Annotated in this window: 15 protein-coding genes; 6 read left to right on the top strand and 9 right to left on the bottom strand. The window is 64.3% G+C overall.

The window, feature by feature from the left end:
* Window positions 1-158: 158 nt before the first annotated feature.
* The 3 genes from ffh to rpsP are packed head-to-tail and all read left to right on the top strand — an operon-like array spanning window position 159 to window position 2,565.
* Window positions 159-1,778 (top strand): signal recognition particle protein, encoded by a 1,620-nt coding sequence (gene ffh, locus NKJ04_RS23245; RefSeq protein WP_352677488.1) that lies wholly within the window; start codon window positions 159-161, stop codon window positions 1,776-1,778.
* Window positions 1,779-1,785: 7 nt separating this feature from the next.
* Window positions 1,786-2,112 carry a chorismate mutase gene (locus NKJ04_RS23240; RefSeq protein WP_023811329.1) on the top strand — a complete coding sequence of 109 codons (327 nt, stop codon included), beginning with the start codon at window positions 1,786-1,788 and terminating at the stop codon, window positions 2,110-2,112.
* A gap of 51 nt (window positions 2,113-2,163) precedes the next feature.
* Window positions 2,164-2,565: a 30S ribosomal protein S16 gene (gene rpsP / locus NKJ04_RS23235; protein ID WP_023811330.1), complete on the top strand. Its 402-nt coding sequence runs from the start codon at window positions 2,164-2,166 to the stop codon at window positions 2,563-2,565.
* Between the two features lie 81 nt (window positions 2,566-2,646).
* On the opposite strand, the gene NKJ04_RS23230 is transcribed toward rpsP, so the two are convergent.
* From NKJ04_RS23230 to NKJ04_RS23220, 3 genes are all read right to left on the bottom strand, one after another.
* The gene (locus tag NKJ04_RS23230) at window positions 2,647-2,910 is read right to left on the bottom strand and encodes a YMGG-like glycine zipper-containing protein (protein WP_023811331.1); all 264 of its coding nucleotides are present in this window, start codon (window positions 2,908-2,910) and stop codon (window positions 2,647-2,649) included.
* A gap of 134 nt (window positions 2,911-3,044) precedes the next feature.
* Window positions 3,045-3,455 carry a DoxX family protein gene (locus NKJ04_RS23225; RefSeq protein WP_352555599.1) on the bottom strand — a complete coding sequence of 137 codons (411 nt, stop codon included), beginning with the start codon at window positions 3,453-3,455 and terminating at the stop codon, window positions 3,045-3,047.
* Between the two features lie 109 nt (window positions 3,456-3,564).
* Window positions 3,565-4,494 carry a bestrophin family protein gene (locus NKJ04_RS23220; protein ID WP_245273215.1) on the bottom strand — a complete coding sequence of 310 codons (930 nt, stop codon included), beginning with the start codon at window positions 4,492-4,494 and terminating at the stop codon, window positions 3,565-3,567.
* A 157-nt stretch (window positions 4,495-4,651) separates the two neighbouring features.
* On the opposite strand from NKJ04_RS23220, the gene NKJ04_RS23215 reads away from it, so the two are divergent.
* Window positions 4,652-5,059: an ACT domain-containing protein gene (locus tag NKJ04_RS23215; protein ID WP_352677487.1), complete on the top strand. Its 408-nt coding sequence runs from the start codon at window positions 4,652-4,654 to the stop codon at window positions 5,057-5,059.
* 174 nt (window positions 5,060-5,233) lie between these two features.
* Here the strand turns inward: NKJ04_RS23215 and NKJ04_RS23210 are convergent, their stop codons facing one another.
* The gene (locus tag NKJ04_RS23210) at window positions 5,234-6,268 is read right to left on the bottom strand and encodes an aspartate-semialdehyde dehydrogenase (protein WP_352677486.1); all 1,035 of its coding nucleotides are present in this window, start codon (window positions 6,266-6,268) and stop codon (window positions 5,234-5,236) included.
* 457 nt (window positions 6,269-6,725) lie between these two features.
* On the opposite strand from NKJ04_RS23210, the gene NKJ04_RS23205 reads away from it, so the two are divergent.
* Window positions 6,726-8,600 carry a DEAD/DEAH box helicase gene (locus NKJ04_RS23205; RefSeq protein ID WP_352677485.1) on the top strand — a complete coding sequence of 625 codons (1,875 nt, stop codon included), beginning with the start codon at window positions 6,726-6,728 and terminating at the stop codon, window positions 8,598-8,600.
* Window positions 8,601-8,698: 98 nt separating this feature from the next.
* Here the strand turns inward: NKJ04_RS23205 and NKJ04_RS23200 are convergent, their stop codons facing one another.
* Window positions 8,699-10,069 carry a glycosyltransferase gene (locus NKJ04_RS23200; RefSeq protein WP_352677484.1) on the bottom strand — a complete coding sequence of 457 codons (1,371 nt, stop codon included), beginning with the start codon at window positions 10,067-10,069 and terminating at the stop codon, window positions 8,699-8,701.
* Between the two features lie 181 nt (window positions 10,070-10,250).
* Between NKJ04_RS23200 and NKJ04_RS23195 the strand changes: the two genes are divergently transcribed.
* Window positions 10,251-10,964 (top strand): DUF805 domain-containing protein, encoded by a 714-nt coding sequence (locus NKJ04_RS23195; protein WP_352677483.1) that lies wholly within the window; start codon window positions 10,251-10,253, stop codon window positions 10,962-10,964.
* On the opposite strand, the gene NKJ04_RS23190 is transcribed toward NKJ04_RS23195, so the two are convergent.
* The 4 genes from NKJ04_RS23190 to NKJ04_RS23175 all read right to left on the bottom strand — a co-directional run bounded on the left by NKJ04_RS23190 (window position 10,954) and on the right by NKJ04_RS23175 (window position 13,622).
* On the bottom strand, window positions 10,954-11,436 hold the full coding sequence (locus tag NKJ04_RS23190) for a GNAT family N-acetyltransferase (RefSeq protein ID WP_352677482.1): 483 nt from the start codon (window positions 11,434-11,436) through the stop codon (window positions 10,954-10,956). The two genes, NKJ04_RS23195 and NKJ04_RS23190, sit on opposite strands and share 11 nt — an antisense overlap.
* 4 nt (window positions 11,437-11,440) lie before the next feature.
* Window positions 11,441-12,544 carry a 3-isopropylmalate dehydrogenase gene (gene leuB, locus NKJ04_RS23185; RefSeq protein WP_352677481.1) on the bottom strand — a complete coding sequence of 368 codons (1,104 nt, stop codon included), beginning with the start codon at window positions 12,542-12,544 and terminating at the stop codon, window positions 11,441-11,443.
* A 332-nt stretch (window positions 12,545-12,876) separates the two neighbouring features.
* A complete protein-coding gene (locus tag NKJ04_RS23180) occupies window positions 12,877-13,227 on the bottom strand; it encodes a VOC family protein (protein WP_023810903.1) in 351 nt (116 codons plus the stop codon).
* Window positions 13,228-13,238: 11 nt separating this feature from the next.
* Window positions 13,239-13,622: a RidA family protein gene (locus NKJ04_RS23175; RefSeq protein ID WP_023810902.1), complete on the bottom strand. Its 384-nt coding sequence runs from the start codon at window positions 13,620-13,622 to the stop codon at window positions 13,239-13,241.
* Between the last annotated feature and the right edge of the window lie 359 nt (window positions 13,623-13,981).

Below are 13,981 nucleotides of genomic sequence, written 5' to 3'. Positions count from 1 at the left end.
CCTCTTTGAGGTGAAGTGCTGTAAATCGATCCTGGAGGCCAACACCCGGCAGCGCTGAGCGCCCCCGGGTGCTTTTTGGTTTTGGCTTTTGGTTGGACACTGGGCGCGAACGCATTACCTCTCGGGCATCATCCGGATGCCGGGGAAAAGGAAAACGAATGTTTGAATCGCTACAGGAACGTCTTGGTTCGATCCTGAACGGCCTCACCGGCCGCGGAGCCCTGTCGGAGGCTGATGTCTCGGCGGCGCTGCGCGAGGTGCGCCGGGCGCTGCTCGAAGCAGACGTGGCGCTGGAAGTGGTGCGCTCCTTCACCGACAAGGTGCGCGAGAAGGCCGTCGGCGCTGCCGTGGTCAAATCGATCAAGCCCGGCCAGATGGTCGTCAAGATCGTCCATGACGAACTGGTCGAGATGCTCGGCGCCGAGGGCGTCGCCATCGATCTCAATGCCCCGGCGCCGGTCGTCATCATGATGGTCGGCCTGCAGGGTTCGGGCAAGACGACCACTTCGGCCAAGATCGCCAAGCGTCTTTCCGAGCGTCAGAACAAGAAGGTCCTGATGGCCTCGCTCGACACGCGGCGCCCCGCCGCGCAGGAGCAGCTTCGTCAGCTCGGCGAACAGGTCAAGGTCGCCACGCTGCCGATCATCGACGGCCAGTCCCCGGTCGACATCGCCCGCCGCGCCGTGCAGGCGGCCAAGCTCGGCGGCCACGACATCGTCATCCTCGACACCGCCGGCCGCACCCATATCGACGAGCCGCTGATGGTCGAGATGGCCGACATCAAGAAGGTGTCGAGCCCGCACGAAATCCTGCTGGTCGCCGATTCGCTGACCGGCCAGGACGCCGTCAACCTGGCCAAGAGCTTCGACGAGCGCGTCGGCATCACCGGCCTCGTCCTGACCCGCATGGACGGCGACGGCCGCGGTGGTGCTGCACTCTCCATGCGCGCCGTCACCGGCAAGCCGATCAAGCTGATCGGCACTGGCGAAAAGATGGACGGGCTGGAGGAATTCCACCCCAAGCGCATCGCCGACCGCATCCTCGGCATGGGCGACATTGTCTCGCTCGTCGAAAAGGCCGCCGAGAACATCGACGCCGAGCAGGCGGCGGCGATGGCCAAGAAGATGCAGTCGGGCAAGTTCGACCTGAACGATCTCGCCGGCCAGCTTCAGCAGATGTCGAAGATGGGCGGCATGGGCGGCATCATGGGCATGATGCCCGGCATGGGCAAGATGAAGGACCAGATGGCCGCCGCCGGTCTCGACGACAAGATGTTCGGCCGCCAGCTCGCCATCATCTCGTCGATGACCAAGGCCGAGCGCGCCAATCCCGATTTGCTCAAGCATTCGCGCAAGAAGCGCATCGCCGCCGGTTCCGGCACCGACGCGGCCGAAATCAACAAGCTGCTCAAGATGCATCGCGGCATGGCCGACATGATGAAGGCGATGGGCGGCAAGGGCAAAGGCGGCGGCCTGATGCGCGGCATGATGGGCGGCCTCGCGTCCAAGATGGGCCTCGGCGGCATGATGCCGGGCGGCCCCGGGGGCATGGGTGGCGGCATGATGGGTGGCGGCATGATGGGCGGCGGCATGCCGGACCTGTCGAAGATGGATCCCAAGCAGCTCGAAGCCTTGCAGAAGCAGGCGCAAGCAGCCGGCCTCGGCGGCGGCATGAAAGGCCTTCCCGGCGGCGGCCTACCCGGACTGCCCGGCGGCATGAAGCTCCCCGGCCTGCCCGGAATGGGCGGCGGCCTGCCCGGCCTTGGCAAGAAGAAGTGAGGACGCCATGAACGAAGAGAAGGACATGGCCGACGCTCGCGCTCTCCTGGCCGATTACCGCGCCTCGATCGACAACATCGACGCGGCCCTCATCCACATGCTGGCCGAGCGCTTCCGCTGCACCAAGGCGGTCGGTGTGCTGAAGGCGACGCATGGCCTGCCCCCGGCCGACCCGGCACGCGAGCAGCAGCAGATCGCCCGGCTTCGCCAGCTGGCGAAGGATGCCCATCTCGACCCGGATTTCGCGGAAAAATTCCTCAACTTCGTCGTCCGCGAAGTGATCCGCCACCACGAACAGATCGCCGCTTCCAACGGCGTGATGAAAGCCGGCTGAGAAACCAGCCACCAACCGATCAACCAAATCAGCCTTTTTAGGAGAAAATAAATGCCCTTGAAGATCCGACTGGCCCGTGCGGGCTCGAAGAAGCGTCCTTACTACCACGTCGTCATTGCCGACGCCCGTTCGCCGCGTGACGGCCGGTTCATCGAGTCGATCGGCTCGTGGAACCCGCTGCTGCCCAAGGACGGCGAACGCGTCAAGGTCGACGCCGACCGCGTCAAGCATTGGCTGGCGCATGGCGCCCAGCCGACCGACCGCGTGCTGCGTTTCCTCGACGAGGCCGGCCTCGTCAAGCGCGACGCCCGTTCCAACCCGAAGAAGGCCGAGCCGGGCAAGAAGGCGCAGGAACGTGCTTCGCTCTTGAAGAAGGCGCAGGAAGACGCTGCTGCCGCGGCTGCGGCCGCCGCAGCAGCACCGGCCGAGGCGGAAGCCGCCACCGCCGAATAAGTATTGCCCTATCGCATCCAGGAAAACGGCGGGCCAAGGCCCGCCGTTTTGCTGTTCGGTTCTGTCTGTAAGAGCTGCCGATCAATAACCGCTCGGGCAGCGGTCGATGTAGACGCGGCCCCGCCGATCGCGATAGCGGCATTCGCCGCTCTCGCTTGCCCGGCCGATCAGCGCACCGGCAACGGCGCCGACAGCACCACCGACGACGGCGCCTTCAACCGGATCGCCAGCGACCGCCGCACCGACGGCAGCGCCACCGAGGCCGCCAACGGCCGCGCCTTTTTCCGTTTGCGAACAAGCGGCGAGCGGCACCAGAAGCGCCATCAAAAGCATCGTTTTCTTCATCGTCGTTCCTCTCCGATAGGAGCCGCCTCCGCCGCCAAGCGAATCTCTAACTCGCAACTCGGCGATTCGATCCCTAAGACATTGCCCGGCAAAGGGTTCCAGGCTTCGAGTTGAAAGCGATGCTTCGAGCGGATCTATCGGCTGAACGGGATCAGCGCGCGGACCCTGGCATCGCGCAGATACAGGCCACCCCACAGAATAATGCCGAGATAGACGCCGAACAGAATGTGCGAGAACAGCGGGTTGTCGACGCGGACATTGGTGGCGATGGCGCCGCCCATATAGGCGGTGAGCAGGATGGCGCCGAGCACCGCGGTGCGCGGCAAGGCGTAGAGCGCGGTCGAGATCAGGCCGATGACGCCAAGCATGCGCGCGACATTGGCATCGGCCGGCCAGCCGAGCGGCACCATCGTCTGGGTGACGACATCGAGCGGCGGCAGCTTGATGACGCCGTCGAAGATCATGAACAGCACGATGACGCCGCTGAGCACGCGGCCGGTCCACAAAGCGCCCGGCGAGACGGGCGCGGTTTCGGAAATGCTCATGGTGGTCCCTCCTGATGGTCGAGCCCTTTCGCAGGGGTCGACCCAAGGACGTGGCATGGGGCCGCGATCCGACAGCGGGGCGGATTCTTTTAAACCCGCGCGCCTTCGCCTACGAAAAATAGAACTTTTCCGCCGGGATCATCTTCGGCGGCGTTTCGCCCAGCGCCTCGAATACCGAGATCTCGCAGACGCGGCAGAGACCGTCGAGGGCGAGGTCGTTGGCCTCGGTGCCGAACGGATCCTCGAGCTCTTCCGAAAGCGCGTCGAGGCCGAAGAAGGTGTAGGCGATCAGCGCCGTGAACAGCGGCGTCGCCCAACCGGTGGTCGAGATCAGGCCGATCGGCAGCAGCAGGCAGACGATATAGGCCGTGCGATGCACCAGCAGCGTGTAGGCGAAAGGTAACGGCGTACCGGCGATCCGCTCGCAGCCGGCCTGGATGGCCGCGATCGACGCGAGCCTCTCATCGAGGATACGAAAGCCGATCGAGTCGACGTCGCCCGCCCGGCGCTGCGCATTGGCACGCCGGCCCATGCGCCTGACCATCTCATCCGCCGGATTGGAAAAGGCTGCTGCCTTGTCCGCCTCGGCGTCGATGAAGGCGCGGGCATCCTTCATGCTGTCGATCTTGCGCAACTGCCCGCGCAGGAAATGACAGAAGGCGAGCGCTTCCATCAGCAAGGCGCGCTGTTCGGTCTGGTCCGGGATGAGGCTGGTGGTGGCGCGTGCCAGGTTGCGCATTTCGAAGACCAGCGCGCCCCACAGCTTGCGCGCCTCCCACCAACGGTCGTAGGCGGCGTTGTTGCGGAACGAGAGATAGATCGACAATGTCACGCCGACCAGGCCGAAAGGCGTGATGTTGAAGACGCTGAAATCAAGCTGGAACCGGCGCGCCACGGCCAGGATGATCGCGGAATAAAGCGCGAAGCCCAATATCTGCGGCAGGATGCGTGGCACGACCGAACCGCGCATGATGAAGAACAGCTGCAGGAATGTGGGGCGCGGGCGAACGATCATCGAAGGCCTTTCACGGACCGCCATCGGCCCTCACCTCCTTTATTGTGCGATGCGACAGCTCTGCAAGCCCAGCCGCCAGCGACACCGCCATGTCGTCCTTGCAGGCTATCGGCACCCGACGGGCGTGGATATTGAGGAGTTGCGGGCTGCGGCCCACCACTTCAGTCGAGAGAAGAGAAAAATGACCGGCGAGACCGATCTGAAGACACTGCTGGCATCGATGACGCCGGAGCTGCTGGCATGCACCTATATCTTCGCCACGCTGGCGCCTGGCGTCGTTCAGCCGGAAGGCCTCGAGCCGGTGATGGTGTTTCGTGAGCGCGGGGGCATGACGCTGATCGTAGACGAGGAGAAGGCCATCGCTGCGGCACTGACCGCGTCATTCCGCTGCCGGATGGTCACGCTCAACATCCATTCGTCGCTGGAAGCCGTCGGCTTTCTCGCCGCCATCACCACGCGCCTCGCCGCCGCCGGCATGGGCGTGAACCCGGTTTCGGCCTTCTACCACGACCATCTGTTCGTGCCGGTCGACCGGGCGGAGGAGGCGCTGGGGCTGTTGAACCAGCTGGCCAGGGAGAACAGAGCGTAGCGCATCGGCCAGAGCTGCCGATCTCCCCCTCGTGGGGAGATCGGCATCCATCAATGCCTTCGCTAACCTTCAGCACCCGGCCGAAGGCCGAGCCCGCGACTGCGGGCCGCCGGTCGTCCGGCGCCCCCGCGGAGGGCCCGCCGCGGCAGCGGCGATACGGCCCGTGAGCGAAAACTAAGCCGCCTTCTTCTTCGGCTGGATCAGGCCGCGCTCGACCAGCAGCTCGGCGATCTGCACTGCGTTGAGCGCCGCGCCCTTGCGCAGATTGTCAGAGACGATCCACATCGACAGGCCGTTGTCGATGGTCGAATCCTCGCGGATGCGCGAGATGAAGGTGGCGTCTTCGCCGGCCGATTCCAGCGGCGTGATGTAGCCGCCGTCCTCGCGCTTGTCCAAGACCTGGCAGCCCGGCGCCTCGCGCAGGATATCGCGCGCCTCGTCGGCGGTGATCGGCTTTTCGAACTCGATGTTGACCGCTTCCGAATGGCCGATGAACACCGGCACGCGCACGCAGGTCGCCGTCAGCTTGATCCTGGGGTCGAGCATCTTCTTGGTCTCGGCGACCATCTTCCACTCTTCCTTGGTGGAGCCGTCATCAAGGAAGACGTCGATGTGCGGGATGACGTTGAAGGCGATGCGCTTGGTGAACTTCTTGACCTCGACGCCATCGGCGACGAAGACCGCGCGGGTCTGGGTAAAGAGTTCGTCCATACCTTCCTTGCCGGCGCCCGACACCGACTGGTACGTGGCGACGACGACACGCTTGATGGTGGCGAAGTCATGCAGTGGCTTCAATGCCACTACCAGCTGCGCCGTCGAGCAATTCGGATTGGCGATGATGTTCTTGCGCGTGAACAGCGAGATCGCGTCCGGGTTCACTTCCGGCACGATCAACGGCACGTCCTGATCGTAGCGGAAGGCCGACGAATTATCGATGACGACGCAGCCCTGCTTGCCGATCTTCGGCGACCATTCCTTGGAGACGCTGCCGCCAGCCGACATGATGCAGATGTCGGTGTCGGAAAAATCATACTGGTCGAGCGTCTTCACCTTCAGCGTGCGGTCGCCGAACGACACTTCCGTGCCCTGGCTGCGCCGCGACGCCAGCGCCACGACTTCGCTTACCGGAAAGCCGCGCTCTTCCAGTATGTTGAGCATTTCCCGGCCCACATTGCCCGTGGCACCGACGATCGCTACCTTGAAACTCATCGAAAAATCTCCTGTCCCTCTCCGCTTGGTTTTTGGAGAAACCCGCTGGCCGGTGCGGGTTCCGTCCCCCGGGCCGAACCCGGGAGAGGGTGGTTAGGCCAAGGGAATCACACCGTTTTGGTGGTGGTTTTGGTAGTTTTTTTGGCCAAGAATGGGGTTTTGCTGGAACGAGGGGACGCGCCGACGCGCCCGGCCCAATGATGTGCATTGAGGCTGGGGGCATCGAATGCAAGAAGAGCCATCAAAAGGCCGCGCATCGAAAAAACGATCCCGTTCAAAGCGGGCTTTTACGCGGTTTGCGTCAAGAGTCAATTGCGATGAGCGTCCTGTTGCCCTGTACAATCGCGGCGGCACGAAGTACGAACGGCATGACCATCCGGCTCATGGAGCGTCCCGACGCCCGCCGAAGACAGGCCCATTGCTGGGCATATAAGAATCCGAATTCCGAAAGAGTAAGATGTCCAACTTCGATGCACTCGTTCCCGCGCTGGCAAGGGCGCTGGAAAAACGCGGCTATTCCGAGCTGACGCCCGTCCAGAAGGCGGTTGTGGCGCCGGAACTCGGCGAGGCCGATGCGCTGGTTTCGGCGCAGACCGGCTCCGGCAAGACGGTGGCCTTCGGCCTCGCTTTGGCGCCGACCCTGCTCGACGGCGCGGAGCGCTTTGGCCACGCCGCGGCACCGCTGGCGCTGGCGGTGGCGCCAACGCGCGAACTGGCGCTGCAGGTGACGCGCGAGCTGGAATGGCTCTATGAGCTGACCGGCGCCACGGTAGCGTCCTGCGTCGGCGGCATGGACATGCGCTCGGAGCGGCGTGTGCTGGAGCGCGGCGCCCATATCGTCGTCGGCACGCCCGGCCGGCTGCGCGACCACATCACCCGGCGCTCGCTCGACATGTCGGCGCTGAAGGCGGTGGTGCTCGACGAGGCCGACGAGATGCTCGATCTGGGCTTTCGCGAAGACCTCGAATTCATCCTCGACGCCGCTCCTGCCGAACGCCGGACGCTGATGTTCTCGGCCACGGTGCCGCGCTCGATCGCCACGCTCGCGCAGGGCTATCAGCGCGATGCGGTGCGCATCTCGGCCGCCGGCGAGGAGAAGCAGCATCTCGACATCGAATACCGGGCGCTGAGCGTCGCCCAGCCCGACCGGGAAAATGCCATCATCAACGTTCTGCGCTATTACGAAGCCAAGAACGCGCTGGTGTTCTGCAACACGCGTGCCGCCGTTAATCATCTGACCGCGCGCTTCAACAACCGCAACTTCTCCGTCGTCGCCCTCTCCGGCGAGCTCAGCCAGAACGAGCGCAGCCATGCGCTGCAGGCAATGCGCGACGGCCGCGCAAAAGTCTGCATCGCCACCGATGTCGCGGCGCGCGGCATCGACCTGCCCAATCTCGAACTGGTCATCCATGCCGATTTGCCGACCAACCCCGAAACGCTGCTGCACCGCAGCGGCCGCACCGGCCGCGCCGGGCGCAAGGGCGTCAGCGCGCTGATCGTGCCCAACAGCGCCCGCAAGCGCACCGAGCGGCTGCTGCAGAACGCCGGCCTCAAGGCGACATGGGCGAGCCCGCCCTCCGCCGACGACGTGATGCGGCGCGACGACGAGCGCATCCTGGCCGATCCGGTTTTCGACGAGCCGGTGAAGGAAGACGAGCGCGGTTTCATCGACGCGCTGCTCGCAAGACATGGCGCCGAGCAAGTGGCTGCCGCCTTCGTGCGCCAGTGCCGCGCCAGCCGCTCGGCGCCCGAGGACCTCATGGAGATCGCGCCCTTCACGCCGTCGCGTGAAAGACCGGCAGGCGAAGGTTTCGCGCGCCGCGACGAGGCGCCCAGCCGCCGCGACGATTTCGGTGACAGCGTCTGGTTCTCGCTGTCGATCGGGCGCCGGCAAAATGCCGAGCCGCGCTGGCTCATCCCGATGCTGTGCCGCACCGGCAGCATCTCGAAGCGCGAGATCGGCGCCATCAAGATGCAGCCGGAAGAGACCTACGTGCAGATATCAGCCGACTGGGCCGACCGCTTCCTGGCCGCGATCGGTCCCGATCGCAAGCTGCAAGGCAACATCCTGGTGAAGCGGCTCGAGGGCACGCCCGATCTGTCGCGCGCCGGCTACCAGCCGCCAAGCCCCGACAAGAAGCCGCATCGCGGCAAGGCGCCGTTCGACCCCAACGCGCCGAAGCGCAAATTCGAAAAACGTGCACCAGCAGCAGTCGATCAGCGCCCGGCCACCGCGCATGAGGCAAAGCCATGGGCGAAGAAGCCGGGCAAGCCGAAATTCGACACCACCGGCGCGCCCAAGCACAAGAAGGCGAAGAAGCGGCCCACCTAGAGCATTTCACCGTTTCACGGAAACGGCGATCTGCTCTAACTCTTTGTTTTGACGCAATTCTAGACGGAAAACCGCTTCACACTTTTCCTAGAATTGCTCTAGGACTTCGGCCGGAGCGACGCGCTTGCCTGCAGGCCAGCCTTGATGGCAGCCCAGCTGGCCGATGCCGCCGTCGGGCGATGCTGCTTTGCGATGCGTTCCGTCAGCGACGAGCGCCAGTCCGGGTCTTCCGCCATCCTGCGGATTGCAGCGTACCAGCCGGCCTGGTCATTGGAATCGACCACCGGCATCAGCCCGCCGCTCGCCTCGATCAACGCCGGCGCTGTCGAGACGATGACGGGAACGCCGAAATCGAGACATTCCGAGGCGCCGTAGCCCCAGCCCTCGATATGCGAGGGAAAGACGCCAAAGGAAGCGCTGCGATAATATCGGATGAGCTCCTCATCGCTGATCGCTCCGGTGAACGTAACCCGCTCAAGCAATCTCGGATGGGCCTTGAGATAGGCGCGCAGCGGATCGATCATCCAGCCCCAGCGCCCGGCGCAGACGAGCCGCGGCAGCGTGACGCCCTCGTCGAGCGCCTGCTGCCATATCCGTGCCAGCAGGATGTGGTTCTTGCGCACTTCGATGGTCGAGCAATAGAGCACGAACGGCTCGTCGGCCTCGATGCGCGAAGTCTCGCCCATGCGCGAAGCCGTTTCGTACAGGATGGACGGCATCGGAAACCGATATACCACCGGCTGCGTGACGCCTGCCTGTTGCATATGATCGGTCAGCGTCGCACCAACTTCGTCGGAGGCACAAAATGCCGGCGCGCCGGAACGCACGAGGTGCTCGAGATATGACCCGTAGCGAGCCTCGCCAGGGCTCATACCAACCATGTCGGGGCGCAGTGTCGGGATGAGGTCGTGGCAAAGAAACGCAAGGCCACCGGCGCGCCCGGAGACGGCGGCTCGGTCGTCCCCGGTCAGAATGTGATGGCTGATCAGGACAAAGCCGCGTTCAGTCTCGTCCGGTTGGCTTGGAACCTGACGCGGGGCCGACCGGGTCCGCGCCCGCTGGTACAGCCGATAGGCCCGGATCAGCAGCCTGGTCGCCTGATAGGCAATCCCTTTGCGGCCATGGGTCACCGTCTTTGCAAGATGGCGGTCGGCGTCGCGCTTGCCCCATGGCTGCTGCCTCACCGCTTCGAGGGCCTGCGACATCGCCGTGCGTCTCCCAGGCCATCGTTTGAGGCGCCAGGGTGAAATCTCGCCCGTCGCGACATGGTCCTGCTCGAAAGGAGCGAGGGGGCGAAACCGGCCTTCCCACGGTCGGAACGCCACCACCTCCACGCAAGGGTCGGGATCGGCCAGGGCCGCGCTGACGAGAAAGCTTTCCACCCGCGGGATGCCGACAAGTCCCTGGCCGGACGGCCAGAACGTCAGGCCGGTGGCGTCGATGGCCAGCCTGGGAGGTCTTCTTTCCACTCCATCTTCAATCACGGTTTTACTGTCAGGACTCTCGACTGTCATGTTCTGCTTCTGTCGAAGGCGGTTGCACTCGATGCCTTATGCTTCATTTGCCGCGAAGAGGGTAGCCATGCTGGCTTGCCCATCGGCGCAGGCCTGTGCCACCTTCGGCTGGGACGTGGCGAGCGGGGGGTGGCAAATGCGGGGCGAAGTTCTTCACTACGACGAGGACCAGGGCTTTGGCTTCATATCCGGGGCCGACGGCAACCGTTACACCTTCACCCGCGAGAACCTGCGCCGGCAGACCGCCATGCCCAACGGCACGGCCGTCGAGTTCCAGCCGGGTGGCGGCCAGGCGCGCGACGTCTTTTCGATCGCTGCTCCGACCGCCCCTCCGGCGGCCGCAGACCCCAGCATCAAGGCCGCACCGGCCCAGGCCAGCGTTCCGCCTGCAGCGGCGCCGTCTCCTGCGCAGCATTTCGGTCGGTCTTCCGAGATAGCCGAGCCCAGTGATCTCTGGGGCTATTTCTGGCGTGGCTTGACGCAGAACTATTTCAATTTCGCCGGTCGCGCCCGTCGCAAGGAATATTGGGGTTTTTTCCTGTTCTGGATGGTCTCGCTGCTTGTCATCGGCGGCATCGGCCTTTTCGCCGACAACGAAATGGGCAATTTCGACAGCAGCGTATCGGCGGCGGTAACTGTTGGCCTTTGCGGCACCTTCGTTCTGGCGACATTGCTGCCCAGCCTCGGCATGACCGTTCGCCGCATTCATGACATCGGCCTGTCGGGCTGGCTTTATCTGGTGGTGCTGATCCCGACGATCGGCAGCCTGATCATCCTGGTCTTCGCACTGATCCCGACGCAGGCCCGGGAAAACCAGTGGGGGCCGGTGCCGGCGGGTGTCAGGGTCTAGCCGCCTTCAGCGCATCGCCCGAAAGTCTGAGAAAGACCTTCTGGCCGTGGCGTTCGGCGCCAAGCCGGTCGTAGAAGCGCAGCGCGCCTTCGTTCCAGTCCTCGGTGGTCAGGTCGACGCGGCCGATGCCTTCGCGCAGGCAATGATCGGCGAGAAAGCCGATCATTGCTCGGCCGACGCCGGCGTTGCGGGCTTTGTCGCGCACGAACAAATCCTTGAGGAACAGCAGCCGCTCAAGATCGATGCCGGGATGCGCGATCGCCACCGACGCCAGGCCGCTGACCTCGCCCTCGACGAAGGCGAGCGCGAAATGCGGATAGGCCGGGCTTTCCTCGCCAAGCCATTTTCGTGCGGTAGACACGGCCCGGCCGGCATTGAGAGGTGGCTGCCGGTAGTGAACCGCCATCTCGCACAATATGGCCGCGAGCGCCGTCGCGTCCTCGATCGTCGGCCAGCGGACGTCGACCGTCACGATATCAGCCCAGGAATTTGGCGATGATCGCGTCGCCCATCTGAACCGTACCGACCTCGGTCATGCCATCGGACATGATGTCTTTCGTCCGCAGGCCCGCGTCGAGCACGGCGGCGATCGCGCCTTCGACGCGGTCGGCTTCATCGACCATGCCGAAGGAATAGCGCAGGCACATGGCGAAGGAAGCGATCATGGCGATCGGGTTGGCGATGCCCTTGCCGGCAATGTCGGGCGCCGAGCCGTGCACCGGTTCGTAGAGCGCCTTGCGCTTCTTGGTCTTCACATCAGGCGCGCCGAGCGAGGCCGACGGCAGCATGCCGATCGAGCCGGTCAGCATGGCGGCGATGTCGGACAGCATGTCGCCGAACAGATTGTCGGTGACAATGACGTCGAACTGTTTTGGCCAGCGCACCAGCTGCATGCCGCCGGCATCGGCCAGCATGTGGTCGAGCTTGACGTCGGAATAGCGTGCCTTGTGGGTCTGGGTGACGACCTCGTTCCACAACACGCCCGACTTCATCACATTGCGCTTTTCCATCGAGGTGACGTGGTTCTTGCGCGTGCGTGCCAGTTCGAAAGCGACGCCCGAAATGCGCTCGATCTCGAACGTGTCGTAGACCTGCGTGTCGATGCCGCGCTTCTGGCCGTTGCCGAGATCGATGATCTGCTTCGGCTCGCCGAAATAGACGCCGCCGGTCAGCTCGCGCACGATCAATATGTCGAGGCCTTCGACCACCTCCTGCTTGAGCGAGGAGGACGCCGCCAGCGCCGGGTAGCAGATGGCCGGGCGCAGGTTGGCAAACAGCTCCATGTCCTTGCGCAGCCGCAGCAGGCCGGCCTCAGGGCGCACCTCGTAGGGCACCGCATCCCATTTCGGACCGCCGACGGCGCCGAACAGCACCGCGTCGGCCGCCATCGCCTTTTCCATGTCGGCATCGGAGATCGCCGCGCCATGCGCGTCATAGGCGCAGCCGCCGACCAGCCCCTCATCGGTGGCAAAACCGCTGCCGAGCTTGTCGTTCATGACCGCGATCAGTTTCTTGACCTCGGCCATGGCCTCGGGACCGATGCCGTCACCGGGGAGCAGGAAAAGATGCTTCGTTGCCATGGAGAACCGTCCCAGAAAGAATTTGAACCGGCGCTTTGCTAAACGCCAAGTGAGTTGCATGCAAGGGGAGGAAAAACACTGCGGCGCAGAACAGGCGCAGCTATGCCGCATGCCGCCGCGCCAGGCTTCTCAGAACCTGGGTTCCTCGCCCCCGCCGAAGGCGGGGGAGAGGTGGCCGCGAAGCGGCCGGAGAGGGGGCTTTCGTAGGGCGCTGGCTTAGCCCGCGGCAATCGCTGGTCTGGCTACCGTAGCGCCAGTCCCCCTCTCCGTCTCGGCTTCGCCGAGCCACCTCTCCCCCACTCACGTGGGGGCGAGGAACCCGAGCTAAACCATCACCTGTGCGAGAGAATGTTGACCAGCCGGCCGAACGGATCGCGCACATAGAAGCGCCGCACGCTCCAGGGCTCGTCGGCCGGTCCGTATTCGATGGCGAAGCCGGCGGCCTTCATGGCGTCGAGCGCCGCATCGACATCGTCGACCTCGATCGACAGATCCGGCACCGGCGTACCGGAGCCGCCTTGCGCCATGAAGCTGACCTGCACCTGCATCTCTTGATCGGAACCGTAGGTCGCGATCCAGCCAAGGTCCATCAGCACGTCGAGGCCGAGCACGTCCTGATAGAAGCGCTTCGCCGCCGCGATATTAGATGTCTCGATGTTGGCAACGATACGCCGGACTTTCATCGGCCTGCCTTTCATGCCGTGCGCCGCAGCGCCGTCACTTCGATCTCGATCTTCATTTCCGGTCTGTTGAGCTGGCAGACGATCATCGTCGCCGCCGGCCTGATGTCGCCGAACGTCTCGCCGAGGATCGGGAAGACGATGTCCACGAAGGCCTGGTCGGTGATGTAGTAATGCGCCCGCACCACATCGGTCATCTCGAAGCCGCCGTCACGAAGCGCCTTGCCGATCGTCGCCAGGCAATTGCGCGTCTGTGCCTCGACCGTATCGGGCATCGTCATCGTCGCATAATCGTAGCCGGTCGTTCCCGACACGAAACACCAATCGCCCTGCACCACCGCGCGCGAATAGCCGGCGGTCTTTTCGAAGGGCGAACCGGTGGAGATCAGTTGTCGCATGGGGTTCTCGTGAGTTGTGGTGGGCCATTTTGCAGGGAAAGGGCAGATCTGACCATGGGTCAACGCAGAGCGACTGGCGCTGCAAAGGCATTTTTATGTCGGCGGGACAGCACCCCCCTCTGGCCTGCCGGCCATCTCCCCCGCAAGGAGGGAGATCGGATGTCTCCAATGCTTTCGCCAGTTACAAACGGTGCAGAGATAGGCAGAGCGGCCAAGCTGCCGATCTCCCCCCTGTTTGGACCGGAGACATCGCGAACAGGTGTGCGAGGACATCGCGAACAGTTTGGCGTGCTTTGCGCCGGGAGGTTCGCGATGCCATTTGGGAACACCAGCGTGATGGATGGGAAGTTGGAGTTTGT

This window comes from Mesorhizobium sp. M0618 (assembly GCF_040320765.1).
Taxonomy (GTDB): Bacteria; Pseudomonadota; Alphaproteobacteria; order Rhizobiales; family Rhizobiaceae; genus Mesorhizobium.
Note: the sequence above shows the minus strand (reverse complement) of the source record. Positions and strands in the feature narration are given on the sequence as shown.